11 protein-coding genes are annotated in these 13,137 nt (G+C 63.7%); 8 read left to right on the top strand and 3 right to left on the bottom strand.

What is annotated here, in order from left to right; genetic code table 11:
- Positions 1-8 precede the first annotated feature (8 nt).
- Genes LJY18_RS03335 through rpmE form a run of 3 tightly spaced genes read right to left on the bottom strand, consistent with a single transcriptional unit; the run spans position 9 to position 2,490 of the window.
- On the bottom strand, positions 9-1,451 hold the full coding sequence (locus LJY18_RS03335) for a M48 family metalloprotease (RefSeq protein ID WP_238040373.1): 1,443 nt from the start codon (positions 1,449-1,451) through the stop codon (positions 9-11).
- Positions 1,448-2,248, bottom strand: coding sequence for a thermonuclease family protein (locus LJY18_RS03340; protein ID WP_238041105.1), 801 nt, complete (start codon positions 2,246-2,248; stop codon positions 1,448-1,450). The genes LJY18_RS03335 and LJY18_RS03340 overlap by 4 nt, the downstream gene beginning before the upstream one ends.
- Positions 2,249-2,274: 26 nt before the next feature.
- A complete protein-coding gene (gene rpmE, locus LJY18_RS03345) occupies positions 2,275-2,490 on the bottom strand; it encodes a 50S ribosomal protein L31 (protein ID WP_238040374.1) in 216 nt (71 codons plus the stop codon).
- Between the two features lie 168 nt (positions 2,491-2,658).
- Between rpmE and LJY18_RS03350 the strand changes: the two genes are divergently transcribed.
- From LJY18_RS03350 to phaZ, 8 genes are all read left to right on the top strand, one after another.
- Positions 2,659-4,878: a primosomal protein N' gene (locus tag LJY18_RS03350; protein WP_238040375.1), complete on the top strand. Its 2,220-nt coding sequence runs from the start codon at positions 2,659-2,661 to the stop codon at positions 4,876-4,878.
- A gap of 191 nt (positions 4,879-5,069) precedes the next feature.
- On the top strand, positions 5,070-6,809 hold the full coding sequence (argS, locus tag LJY18_RS03355) for an arginine--tRNA ligase (protein ID WP_238040376.1): 1,740 nt from the start codon (positions 5,070-5,072) through the stop codon (positions 6,807-6,809).
- On the top strand, positions 6,810-7,490 hold the full coding sequence (locus LJY18_RS03360; RefSeq protein WP_238040377.1) for an SPOR domain-containing protein: 681 nt from the start codon (positions 6,810-6,812) through the stop codon (positions 7,488-7,490).
- A gap of 196 nt (positions 7,491-7,686) precedes the next feature.
- Positions 7,687-8,220, top strand: coding sequence for an ATP-dependent protease subunit HslV (gene hslV, locus LJY18_RS03365; RefSeq protein WP_238040378.1), 534 nt, complete (start codon positions 7,687-7,689; stop codon positions 8,218-8,220).
- A gap of 27 nt (positions 8,221-8,247) precedes the next feature.
- Positions 8,248-9,588 carry an ATP-dependent protease ATPase subunit HslU gene (gene hslU, locus LJY18_RS03370; RefSeq protein WP_238040379.1) on the top strand — a complete coding sequence of 447 codons (1,341 nt, stop codon included), beginning with the start codon at positions 8,248-8,250 and terminating at the stop codon, positions 9,586-9,588.
- Between the two features lie 74 nt (positions 9,589-9,662).
- The gene (locus LJY18_RS03375) at positions 9,663-10,034 is read left to right on the top strand and encodes a gamma-butyrobetaine hydroxylase-like domain-containing protein (protein WP_238041106.1); all 372 of its coding nucleotides are present in this window, start codon (positions 9,663-9,665) and stop codon (positions 10,032-10,034) included.
- A 340-nt stretch (positions 10,035-10,374) separates the two neighbouring features.
- Entirely contained in the window at positions 10,375-12,054 is a 1,680-nt protein-coding gene (gene phaC, locus LJY18_RS03380; RefSeq protein WP_238040380.1) for a class II poly(R)-hydroxyalkanoic acid synthase, read from the top strand.
- 145 nt (positions 12,055-12,199) lie between these two features.
- Positions 12,200-13,057, top strand: coding sequence for a poly(3-hydroxyalkanoate) depolymerase (gene phaZ / locus LJY18_RS03385; protein ID WP_238040381.1), 858 nt, complete (start codon positions 12,200-12,202; stop codon positions 13,055-13,057).
- Positions 13,058-13,137: the final 80 nt, after the last annotated feature.

Consider the following 13,137-nt stretch of genomic DNA (forward strand, 5'->3'; position numbering starts at 1 on the left):
CCACGTGACTAACGCACGACCTTGAGCCAGCTGCCAGGGGCTGGCTCACCTGCGGGATAGAGATTATTGAGCAGGCGCAGGGTCGCCTGGGCATCGCCCGGCAACTTGCTTCGTCTGGCCAGCGCCGCCATGCCCTGCCCGCCTTGCACCTTGACCAGATGCAGCCGCAGGGGCTCTGCCAGACGCTGCTCGGCCGCGGCTAGCGGACGCAAGCTCTTGATCACCTTGAGAAAGCTGTCATCGTGAGCGTCCAGTGACGTGCGTCCGCGGACTGCCGCAACAAACAGGTAAGCCCGCGCCCCCTGCAACAGCACCGCAACGCGCTTGGCGGCAGTGCCGGGAATGATGGCGCTGTAGCCTGACAGTCCGGTCTGATGCAATTCACTTTCAGCCGTCAAACGCTGTCCGCCGACGCGCTGACGCAACAGCTGAACGGCCGAGAGGTGCTTTGGATTGGCCTGTTGGGTCATGGCGATAAAGGCCTGCTGATCGGCACTGTGCCCGATCAACGCATCCGGCCGATTGACCATACCCCAGCCCAGGGGGAACTCCAGGGTCAAGCCCAGCCCAGCATGGTAGAAATGCTGGCCGCGGCGCACCCCGCTGGCGGCAGAATCACCAAATGGCAGCCCATTCAGATGCTTGATAAAGGCGTCGCGATTGATCTCTTGCTGCCCGGTTGCCAGCGCTCGCGCCGAACCCAGAACCTGCTGCAGACGCCGATCATTATCCGGATGGGTATCGAATACCCCGTGATAGCCGCCCGCCGGTTGCGCCTGCCCCCGCCTGGCCGCCTGTTCACGAGCGAAGTCTTCCTGATTTTTCAGCACCTTGACCACTTCGATCATCGCCTGAGGGTCGTAGCCACTGCGCGCCAGATACTGGGCCCCCAAACCATCGGCCTCCAACTCCATGTCGCGGCCGTAGCCACGCACGAAGGCACTGCCCAAGACACTGGTCAGGTCGGCCGCTGCACCGACACCGGTGCCAACTGCCAGGGCCTGACCGAGCATACCCCAGGCACTCGACTGACTTTGCTGCTGCACGCCATGTCGCGCGGTGACATGCCCAACTTCGTGGCCCAATACCGCGGCCAACTCGGCTTCCGAGTTGAGATAGGCGAGTAGCCCGCGGTGGATATAGATATAGCCACCCGGCAGGGCGAAGGCATTGATATCCGGGCTGTCCACCACGGTGAACTGGTAATTGAGCTGATTACGATGACTGTGCCTGGCCACTCGTTCGCCGACCTGCTGGACATAAGCCTGCAATTCCTCGTCGGCATAACGGGGGTATTGCTTGAGAATTTCCTGGCTGTAGCGCCGACCAAGATCCAGCTCCTGACGCTCACTCATCATCACGAAATTGCTGCGCCCGGTGGCGGGATTGACCGCACAACCCGCTAGCTGCCCGAGCATCAGCAACCCCGCCGCCACATAGCGCAGTTTCATGGCAACAGCTCCAGCATCGACTCATGGGTCACGGGCAACATCCAGCGAGCCTGGCCCGGCTTTACCGCTGCGCGGCGGGAACGGTCAATCACCCAGCCCCGGGCTGCGACCTGGCGCCCAGCCAAGCTGTGCAACCAACCGATATCGAAGCCATCCAGTGCCTGCGGCGGCACACGCAGGACCACTGCATCCCCCAGCGCCAACCAAACCCCACCGCGATTGCGCTCGACCCGCTCGACCCGCCCCTCGATCAGAGCAAAACCGCCGCGACTCAACTGTCCGGGCGTTTGCACCGGTGAGCGCCGCCAGAGGCCGACGCGCGATTGCCGGGCAACACGCTCGGCCGCCTGCTGGCATTCGACCAGCTCCACATTGGGCGCAATCGCCACCAGATAGCCCAGCCCCTCGGCCAACAGTTGCGCTTCGAGGTTGCGACCCTGGCCGTCGTAGACATGCGCCAGGGTGCGTCCGTAGTGATCCTTTGGCTCACGGCCCAGCTGCAAACCGACACGCCCGTCATTGGCCGCCACCAGCTCGCTCAAGCGGCGGCGCGCGGCCTCGGCAAAGGGTTCGGCGCTGCGCCCATCACGCCCGAGCTCGGGACTGTTCAGACCGATCAAGCGCACGCTGCGGCCATCCTGCAGGCGCAAGGTGTCGCCATCGACGATGCGCTGCACGCTGAAGCTCGGCAACTGGCCTGGCTCCGGACAGAAAGCCTGGGCGGAGGCCAGGCAAAACGCGGACACAAAAAAGGCGCCCACAAGGGACGCCTTTTTCAGTAGCGAAGAACCACCCACCAGGGTACCCGTCGCTGCGCGCAAACTTACTGCTTGGCGCCGAACATGCCGAAACGCTGCTTGAAGCGATCAACACGGCCGCCGGTATCCAACATTTTCTGCTTGCCGGTGTAGAACGGGTGGCACTCATTGCACACGTCCAGGCTCAGCGGCTTGGCCAGGGTGGAGCGCGTTTCGATCACGTTGCCACAGCTGCAGGTAGCAGTGAGGGCTTCGTAGTTCGGATGGATATCGGCTTTCATGGTGTATTCCTCGGGGCTGACATGCCGCCACCCGACACTATTGTCGAGTACCGCACTGAATTAGGCCGGGAATCATACCAGAGCCCAGCCACGACGCAAGCCACTGCTGACGCCGGCCGTCGTCAGGTCGCGTGCTAAGATCGCGCCCTTCTTCCTGGAGCCTACCGCGTGCCCGACGCCATCCTGCGCATTGCTCTGCCCTCGCCGCTACGCCGCCTGTTCGACTACCGTGCGCCGCCCGGAGTACCGCGCAGCGCCCTGCAGCCGGGCGCACGATTGCGCGTACCCTTTGGCCGGCGCGAGCTGATCGGCATTCTGATCGAGGTGACGGATCACAGCGAGGTTCCTGCCGGCAAGCTCAAGCCCGCCCTGCAACTGCTCGACGCCCAGTCGCCGCTGCCGCCAGCGCTGTTCAAGCTGTGCCTGTGGACGGCGCAGTATTACCAGCACAGCCTGGGCGACACCCTCAGCTGGGCGCTGCCGGTATTGCTGCGCCAGGGCGAGCCGGCGGAGGTTCGCCAGGAACGCTTCTGGCACCTGGTCGATGGCGCCCGACTGGATGACCCGCGCCTGAGCCGCGCGCCGCGCCAGCGCGAGGCCCTGCAGACCATCGCCCAGCACCCCCACGGCGTTGCTCATCAGCTGCTCGGCCAGCTGCAACTGAACAAGGACAGCCTGGGTCAGCTGCGCGAGAAGGGGCTGGTACGCGTCGAGATACGTCGGCATGCCGCCAGCGAACGCCACCTCAACTGGCTGGCGGAGCCGGAGTTACCCCTGAACCCGGAGCAGCGCGCGGCAGCCGAAGCTGTGCGCACCGGCTTCGGCCGCTTCAATGCCTTCCTGCTCGCCGGGGTCACCGGTAGCGGCAAGACCGAGGTCTACCTGCAACTGATCCGTGAGACCCTGGAAGCCGGCAAACAGGCCCTGGTGCTGATCCCGGAAATCAACCTCGGGCCGCAGACCCTGGCGCGCTTCGAGCGGCGCTTCAACGCGCGAATCGCCTTGCTCCACTCCGGGGTCAACGACCGCGAGCGCCTGGACGCCTGGCTGGCCGCCCGCGATGGCGAGGCCGACATCATCATCGGCACCCGCTCGGCGCTGTTCACGCCGATGCAGCGACCCGGCCTGATCATCATCGATGAGGAACACGACGCGTCCTACAAGCAGCAGGAAGGCCTGCGCTACCACGCCCGCGACCTGGCCGTGGTGCGCGCGCACCAGGAAAGCATTCCGATTCTGCTCGGCTCGGCCACGCCTTCCCTGGAAAGCCTGCACAACGCCCATAGCGGCCGTTACGCCATGCTGCACCTGCACCAGCGCGCCGGCGGCGCCCAGCAACCGCGGTTTCTGCGCCTGGACGTGAAGAGCCGGCCGCTCGACTCCGGCATTTCCGGCCCCATGCAGCAAGCCATCGCCCAGACCTTGGCGGCTGGTCAGCAGGTCCTGGTGTTTCTCAACCGCCGCGGCTTCGCCCCGACCCTGCTCTGCCACGACTGCGGCTGGCTGTCGGAATGCCCGCGCTGCGATGCGCGGATGACCGTACACCAGCGCTCCGGCGAGTTGCGCTGCCATCACTGCGGGCACCTCGAGCGCCAGCCGAGCAACTGCCCGAAGTGCAACAACGTCGACCTGCGCCCGGTCGGCGCCGGCACCGAGCGCGCCGAAGAGCGCCTGGGCATTCTCTTTCCGCAAGTACCGGTATTGCGCGTGGATCGCGACAGCACCTCGCGCAAGGAGGCCATGACCACCCTGTTCAACACCGTACAGCGCGGCGAACCGTGCATCCTGGTCGGCACCCAGATGCTTGCCAAGGGCCACCATTTCCCCCGCGTGACCCTGGTGGCGATCCTGGATGCCGACGGCGGGCTGTTTTCCGCCGACTTTCGCGCCAGCGAGCGCATGGCCCAGCTGATCGTCCAGGTCGCCGGCCGCGCCGGCCGCGCCGAGGAACCCGGCAAGGTGATCATCCAGAGCCACCTGGCGGATCATCCATTACTGGTGCAACTGACCGAACAGGGCTATTTCGCCTTCGCCGCGCAAGCCCTGAGTGAGCGCCGCAGCGCCGGCCTGCCGCCGTTCTGCCACCTGGCCCTGCTGCGAGCCGAGGCGCACAAACCGGGGCAAGCCGAAGGTTTTCTCGATGAGGCCTGCAGCGAAGCCGAACTGCTCGTCAACGAACTCAAGCTGAGCGGCATCGAACTGCTCGGTCCGGTACCGGCACCGATGGAACGCCGCGCCGGTCGTTACCGCGCCCAACTCCTAGTGCAAGCCAACGCCCGTGCGCCACTGCACCGCCTGCTCAGCACCTGGATGCTGGCGCTGGAGCAGATGCCCAGCGGTCGCGCGGTGCGCTGGTCGCTGGATGTCGACCCGATAGATTTGTTTTAAGCGGCAAGCCGCAAGCCTTGCAGGGCGGGGCGGACAGCGATCCACCCGCTCCCCGTGCACGCCGTCCATCGCGAACTGAAGCCCAGCCGACCCGCTTAAAGCTTGAAGCTGCGACCGTAGGGCGCCGATAATGCCCCGTTTTCAACCAGCGCCTCAGGGCACAGCCGCCTCAACGGCCGACCGAGCAGACCATGAAAGACAGCATTCGCCACCTGATCCAGCAAGCCCTGACCCGCCTGACTACCGAAGGCGTGCTGCCCGAGGGCCTGAGCCCGACGATCCAGGTGGAGAACACCAAGGACAAGAGCCACGGTGATTTCGCCAGCAATATCGCCATGATGCTGGCCAAGCCGGCCGGCTTGAAACCGCGCGACCTGGCCGAAAAGCTGATCGCCGCGCTGCCCAGCGATGAACAGATCAGCAAGGTCGAAATCGCCGGCCCCGGTTTTCTCAACTTCTACCAGAACAGCCAGGCCCTGGCCGGTCGCCTCGACGCCCTGCTGGCCGACGCCAAGCTCGGCGTACGCAAGGCAGGCGCCCCTCAGACCGTGGTGATCGACCTGTCCTCGCCGAACCTGGCCAAGGAAATGCACGTCGGCCACCTGCGCTCGACCATCATTGGCGACGCCGTGGCCCGGGTGCTGGAGTTTCTCGGCGACCGGGTGATCCGCCAGAACCACGTCGGCGACTGGGGCACCCAGTTCGGCATGCTACTGGCCTTTATGGAGGCCAACCCGGCCGCCGCCGAGAGTGAGCTGGCCGATCTGGAAGGTTTCTACCGCGCGGCGAAGAAGTGCTTTGACGACTCCGCCGAGTTCGCCGAGCGCGCCCGCGAACTGGTGGTGCAACTGCAAGCCGGCGACGCCGAATGCATGCGCCTGTGGCACCGCTTCAACGCGATTTCCCTGTCGCACTGCCAGAAAGCCTATGACCGCCTGGGCGTCAAGCTGACCCCGGCCGACGTCAAGGGCGAGAGCGCCTACAACGCCGAACTGCCTGGCATCATCGAGGCCCTGCGGGCCAAGGGCCTGCTAACCGAGAGCGACGGCGCCCAGTGTGTGTTTATGGACGAGTTCAAGAACGCCGAAGGCAAACCGCTGCCGGTGATCGTGCAGAAGGCCGGCGGCGGCTACCTGTATTCGACCACTGACCTGGCCGCCATGCGTTACCGCAGCCAGGTGCTCAAGGCCGACCGCGCGCTGTATTTCGTCGACCAGCGCCAGGCCCTGCATTTCCAGATGGCCTTCGAGGTGGCGCGCCGCGCCGGCTTCGTCCATGCAGGCATGCAACTGGAACACATGGGCTTCGGCACCATGAACGGCGCCGATGGCCGGCCGTTCAAGACCCGCGATGGCGGCACGGTGAAGCTGATCGATCTGCTCGACGAGGCCGAAGAGCGCGCCTACAGCCTGGTCAAGGGCAAAAACCCGGAGCTGGATGAAAGCGAGTTGCGCAGCATCGCCCACGCCGTTGGCATCGGCGCGGTGAAGTACGCCGACCTGTCCAAGCACCGCACCAGCGACTACCGCTTCAACTTCGAGCAGATGCTCAGCTTCGAGGGCAACACCGCCCCCTACCTGCTGTATGCCTACACCCGGGTGGCCAGCATATTCCGCAAGCTGGGCAAGAGTTTCGAGGAAGTCGACGGCCAGCTCGACCTGCAAGCCACCCATGAAATCGAGCTGGCCGGCAAGCTGGCACAATTTTCCGAAGTGCTGGGCGGCGTAGCCGAGAGGGGCGAACCGCACCAACTGTGCGCCTACCTCTACGATGTGGCCGGGCTGTTCTCCAGCTTCTACGAACATTGTCCGATCCTCACCGCCGAGGACCAGGCGACCCAGCAGAGCCGCCTGCGCCTGGCCGCCCTGACCGGTCGCACGCTCAAACAGGGCCTGGAACTGCTCGGCCTGGAAACCCTGGAGCGCATGTAAGTGGCAGCGCGCAAGAAGCCCCCGGCGAAACGCGGCGCCAGCCGCTACAAGGCACCGGCGAAGAAACCCGTGCCGGGCTGGATCTGGCTGGCCTGCGGCTTGGTCGTCGGCGTATTTGTCATGCTGCTGATGAACCTGCAGCCAGGTGGCGACGAGGTCAAACGCAACAAAGCCGAGACTGCGCGCGCCAGCAACAAGCCCAAGCCGACACCCACCAAGCAGGCGCCCACCAAGCCCAAGTACGACTTCTACACCCTGCTGCCCGAGTCGGAAGTCATAGTGCCGCCAGACGCCCTGCCGCCCCCCACACAACCCGCGGTGACGCCGGAGCAGGCGGCGAAGATCGACGCCGCGCGCGCCCTGGCCGCACTCAATGGCGAAACGCCGCCGCCCGCCCCGCCTGTAGCGCCAGCGCCCGCAGTTGCCCAGGCGCCACTCAGCACCCAGTTTTTCCTCCAGGCCGGCTCGTTCCGGCGCAAGGATGATGCCGAAGGCGTCCGGGCGCAGATCATCCTGCTCGGCCAGGACGTGCGGGTGGAGTCCGGCACGGTGCGCAAGGAGACCTGGTACCGCGTGCTGGTTGGTCCCTTCGCCAACCGCGAGCAACTCGCAGTCTCGCAAAAAGCCCTGTCGGCCAATGGCTTCAGCAATCTGCTCCTGCAGCAACGACAGAACCGCTGAGCCTCACCCCGACCGGCCCCCATGAGCCGGCCGGGGCTTTCTGCCGACCACCTAAGCCCAGCCTCGGCAATCTGCTGTTACAGCCGCGGCAACGCCGTTTGGTCGAGAATCATCCAGCGCAGGTTGAAAAGTCTCCCACGCCCCCCCATTTGAATCAGCATTGGGCATTTTCGCCCCGCTGCGTGGAGACTCCCCCTTGACCACCATCGTTTCAGTACGCCGCCACGGCAAAGTCGTCATGGGCGGCGATGGCCAGGTTTCCCTCGGCAACACCGTGATGAAAGGTAATGCGAAAAAGGTTCGCCGCCTCTATCACGGCCAGGTATTGGCCGGTTTTGCCGGTGCCACCGCGGATGCCTTCACCCTGTTCGAACGTTTCGAAGGCAAACTGGAAAAACACCAGGGTCACCTGGTGCGCGCCGCCGTCGAACTGGCCAAGGACTGGCGCACCGACCGCTCGCTGAGCCGCCTGGAAGCCATGCTTGCAGTAGCCAACAAGGACGCCTCGTTGATCATCACCGGCAATGGCGATGTGGTGGAGCCAGAACACGGCCTGATCGCCATGGGTTCCGGCGGCGGCTTCGCCCAGGCGGCAGCCATGGCCCTGCTGCAGAACACCGAGCAGATGTCGGCCCACGAAATCGCAGAAAAGGCGTTGAACATTGCCGCGTCCATTTGCGTCTTTACCAATCAGAATCTGACTATCGAGGAACTGGACTCGGCCATCTGAGCCGATTCCCGTTCGGAGCCGCCCGCTATGCCCATGACGCCCCGCGAAATCGTTCACGAACTCAACCGCCACATCATTGGCCAGGATGACGCCAAGCGTGCCGTGGCCATCGCCCTGCGCAACCGCTGGCGGCGCATGCAACTGCCGCTGGAGTTGCGTGCCGAAGTGACCCCGAAGAACATCCTGATGATCGGCCCGACGGGGGTCGGCAAGACCGAAATCGCCCGGCGCCTGGCCAAACTGGCCGGCGCACCTTTCATCAAGGTCGAGGCGACCAAGTTCACCGAAGTCGGCTACGTCGGCCGTGATGTCGAGTCGATCATCCGCGACCTGGCCGATGCGGCGATCAAGATGCTGCGCGAGCAGGAGATGATCAAGGTCCGCCACCGCGCCGAAGACGCCGCCGAAGAACGCATCCTCGATGCCCTGCTGCCGCCACCACGCGCCGGTTTCAATGAAGACCCGGCGCCGAGCGGCGACTCCAACACCCGCCAACTGTTTCGCAAGCGCCTGCGCGAAGGCCAACTGGATGACAAGGACATCGACATCGAGGTGGCCGACAGTCCCGCCGGCATCGAGATCATGACCCCGCCGGGCATGGAGGAAATGACGAGCCAGCTGCAGAACCTGTTCTCCAACATGGGCAAGGGCAAGAAGAAGAGCCGCAAGCTCAAGGTCAAGGAGGCGCTGAAGCTGGTGCGCGACGAAGAGGCCGCGCGCCTGGTCAACGAGGAAGAGCTGAAAGCCATGGCCCTGGAAGCCGTGGAGCAGAACGGCATCGTCTTCATCGACGAGATCGACAAGGTTGCCAAGCGTGGCAACGTCGGTGGCGCCGACGTCTCCCGCGAAGGCGTGCAGCGCGACCTGCTGCCGCTGATCGAAGGCTGCACGGTCAACACCAAGCTGGGCATGATCAAGACCGACCACATCCTGTTCATCGCCTCCGGCGCCTTCCACCTGAGCAAACCGAGCGACCTGGTGCCGGAGCTGCAAGGCCGCCTGCCGATCCGCGTCGAACTCAAGGCGCTGTCGCCGGAAGACTTCGAACGCATTCTCACCGAACCGCACGCCTCTCTGACCGAGCAGTACATTGCCCTGCTGAATACCGAAGGCTTGAAGATCGAGTTCGCTGCAGATGGCATCAAGCGTCTCGCCGAGATTGCCTGGCAGGTCAACGAGAAGACCGAGAATATCGGTGCGCGACGCCTGCACACCCTGCTCGAACGACTGCTCGAAGAAGTGTCCTTCAGCGCCGGTGACCTGGCCGCCCAGCATGACGAGAAGCCGATCTGCATCGACGCCGACTACGTCAATGGCCACCTCGGCGAACTGGCCCAGGACGAAGACCTCTCGCGCTATATTCTTTAACTCAACAGCCAACCTGTAGACGCCAGCTTGCCGGATCATCGCCAGCTGGCGCCTGCAACAGCGGGGCATCAATGATGCACATTCCCAGCGCAGTCAAACTGCACAAGGCATCGCGAACCCTGGAACTGCAATACGCCGGTGAAAGCTACAGCCTGACCGCCGAGTTCCTTCGCGTGCACTCACCCTCGGCCGAGGTGCAAGGCCATGGCAAGCCGATCCTGCAGACCGGCAAGCTGCACGTCGCCCTGAGCGGCGTCGAGCCGGCCGGTAATTACGCCCTGAAACTCTGTTTCGACGATGGCCACGACAGCGGGCTGTTCAGCTGGGACTACCTGTATGAACTGGCCATTCATAAGGATCGTTTATGGGCCGACTACCTGGCCGCGCTCGCTGCTGCCGGAAAATCCCGCGACCCCGACGAGTTCGTGGTCAAGCTGATGCTCTAGCCCAACAGGCGAGCCAGAGCCTCTGCACCTGATCCAGCCGCCTGCAACGGGCGGCCGGGTCCACCTCCAAGACCGTCCAGGCCGAGGTTAGAGCGCACTTTCTAATCTATCTCGGCATACTCACCACGCATTTGCCCGTAGTGCGGCAAGCTTGCGCAAATCAACAAACTCGGGTAACCAAGGAACTGGCAGGTTCCCTGCATCTGGCCAGACCAGGTGCATTGAGATTAGAAGCGGATCAGTTCCGCCCCCGGTAACCCGAGCAATACCCGGCCCTCGTCCCGTGTCGCCTTGCCCAGCAACACGCCGGTATTCGTCTCAGGACAATGGAGCGTCGTAGATGTCTGAAAAAAGCAATGATGATCTGAAACGCCAAGCTTCAGAGAACACTCTCGGCCTGAACCCGATCGTCGGCATCCAAAGCAAGGACCTGCTTACGTCGGCACGCACGGTGCTCACCCAGGCCATCCGGCAACCGTTTCACAGCGCCAAACACGTCGCTCATTTCGCCGTGGAGCTGAAGAACGTCCTGCTTGGCAAGTCCGAACTGCAGCCCGAGAGTGGCGACCGCCGCTTCGTCGATCCGGCCTGGAGCCAGAATCCGCTGTACAAGCGCTATCTACAAACTTACCTGGCCTGGCGCAAGGAACTGCATGACTGGGTCGAGCACAGCAATCTGTCGGAGCAGGATGCCAGTCGCGGCCACTTCGTTATCAACCTGATGATCGACGCCATGGCGCCGAGCAACAGCATGGCCAACCCGGCGGCGGTCAAGCGCTTCTTCGAGACCGGTGGCAAGAGCCTGCTCGATGGCCTGTCGCACCTGGCCAAGGACATTGTCAATAACGGCGGCATGCCCAGCCAAGTCGACATGAAGGCCTTCGAAGTTGGCAAGACCCTGGCCACCACCGAAGGCGCAGTAGTGTTCCGCAATCAAGTGCTGGAACTGATCCAGTACAGCCCGATCACCGAACAGGTACACGAGCGCCCGTTGCTGGTGGTACCACCGCAGATCAACAAGTTCTATGTGTTCGACCTGTCGCCAGAGAAGAGCCTGGCGCGCTTCCTGTTGCGTAGCGGCGTGCAGACCTTCGTGGTCAGTTGGCGCAACCCGACCAAGGCACACCGCGAGTGGGGCCTGTCGAGCTATATCGAAGCGCTCAAGGAAGCTATCGACGCGGTCATCGCGATCACCGGCAGCAAAGACATCAACATGATCGGCGCCTGCTCCGGCGGCATGACCACAGCCTCGCTGCTCGGCCACTATGCGGCGCTTGGCGAGCACAAGGTTCACGCCCTGACCCTGCTGGTCAGCGTGCTGGACAACAAACTGGACACCCAGGTCGCACTGTTCGCCGATGAGAACACCTTGGAGATGGCCAAGCGCCGCTCCTACCAGGCCGGCGTCATCGAGGGCAGCGACATGGCCAAGGTGTTTGCCTGGATGCGCCCCAACGACCTGATCTGGAACTACTGGGTCAACAACTACCTGCTCGGCAACGAACCACCGGTGTTCGACATCCTCCACTGGAACAACGACACCACCCGCCTGCCCGCCGCACTGCACGGCGAGTTCATCGACATGTTCAAGACCAATCCGTTGATCCGTCCCGGCGCGCTGGAAGTCTGCGGCACGCCGATCGACCTCAAGCAGGTCACCTGCGACGTCTTTTGCCTCGCCGGCACCACCGATCACATCACCCCCTGGGAGGCGTGCTACAGGTCGGTACACCTGTTCGGCGGTAAATGCGAGTTCGTCCTGTCCAGCAGCGGGCATATCCAGAGCATCCTCAACCCGCCGGGCAATCCCAAGTCGCGCTACATGACCAACACGGAAATGCCCTTCGAGCCGAAAGATTGGCAGGCAAGTGCAACAAAACACACCGACTCCTGGTGGCTGCACTGGCAGAAGTGGCTGACCGAGCGCTCCGGCCCTAGCAAAAAAGCGCCAACCAAACTGGGCAACAAACAGTTCCCGCCTGGCGAGCCAGCACCTGGAACCTACGTACACGAACGTTGATCGACTGCGCCCTGCGCACCACTGCCCGCGGCACTTGGAAGTGCCGTTCGCCCAACCGGCACATCCGCCAAGCAGGCGACCAGGTTTGTTCTGGGAGTGACCGGGACGGTCTCACCCAGTGTTTTCACTCATAGGGCTTGCGCGCATGTCGTTACCATTTGTATTCCGCTCCATTGACCTGGATGGTCAAACCATCCGTACCGCCGTTCGTCCCGGTAGTGGAAAGATGGCGCCGCTGCTGATTTTCAATGGTATCGGCGCCAACCTGGAACTGGTCATGCCCTTCGTTCGAGCGCTCGACAGCGATCTCGAAGTGATCGCCTTCGACGTGCCCGGAGTCGGTGGTTCCTCGACTCCCAGCACCCCGTACCGCTTCCCTGGACTGGCCAAGCTGGCAGCACGCATGCTGGATTACCTGGACTACGGCCAGGTCAATGTGATCGGCGTGTCCTGGGGCGGCGCCCTGGCTCAACAGTTCGCCCATGACTACCCGGAACGCTGCAAGAAGCTGGTGCTGGCAGCCACTTCGGCCGGCGCGGTGATGGTGCCGGGCAAGCCCAAGGTGCTCTGGCGTATGGCCAGTCCACGGCGTTATGTACAGCCGTCTTATGGCGTGCAGATCGCGCCGGACATCTACGGTGGCGCCTTCCGCCGCGACCCCAAGCTGGCCCTGGCACATGCCAGCAAGGTGCGCTCGGGCGGCAAGATGGGCTACTACTGGCAGCTGTTCGCCGGCCTTGGCTGGACCAGCATCCACTGGTTGCACAAAATCCGCCAACCGACCCTGGTGCTGGCCGGCGACGACGACCCGTTGATCCCGTTGATCAACATGCGCCTGCTGGCCTGGCGTATTCCGAATTCCGATCTGCATGTAATCGACGATGGCCACCTGTTCCTGGTGACCCGCGCCGGCGTAGTGGCACCGCTGATCATGAAATTCCTCGCCGAAGAGCGCCAGCCGGCAGTGATGCACCCCCAACCCGCACCTGCTCGCCAGAACTGACCCGCACCGAGAGCCTTCGAAAAATGCTCGCCTACTCCGGCCTTCTACGAACGCCCGCTGCATGATCGCACTACGCGAAA

The sequence above is a fragment of the Pseudomonas sp. MMS21 TM103 genome, from assembly GCF_022132145.1.
GTDB lineage: Bacteria > Pseudomonadota > Gammaproteobacteria > Pseudomonadales > Pseudomonadaceae > Aquipseudomonas.